The organism is Roseibium sp. RKSG952 (assembly GCF_009711355.1).
Genome location: NZ_SMMF01000108.1, coordinates 1 through 263, shown reverse-complemented (window position 1 = coordinate 263; position 263 = coordinate 1). Strand labels below are relative to the sequence as shown.

General features: G+C 55.1%; 1 pseudogene. It reads left to right on the top strand.

Going from position 1 to position 263, the window contains the following annotated elements:
- Positions 1-206, top strand: a pseudogene (locus E1297_RS49435) (hypothetical protein); the annotation flags it as partial.
- Positions 207-263 lie beyond the last annotated feature (57 nt).

Sequence of the window (263 nt, the reverse complement as noted above, 5' to 3'; positions counted from 1 at the left end):
TGGAGTTCGTCCCTGTTTCCGGACAGTCGCTAATCATTAGACTAACGGTTCCAGGAGGCGAACATGTCTTTGCCTATCAAAAGGCGGTCATGGTGCTGACCGTCCGCACCATCGGTATTGCAAGGGCCCGGACAAAAATCGGAATTGCCAACTTCGTCTACAACATGAGGAGACTGGTCCAGCTCACCAAAGCGGGGCCCGCGTAGGACGGAAAAGCAGGCGAAACCGCCGCTGGCCGCACAAGAAACCAAAACAAGATCCCG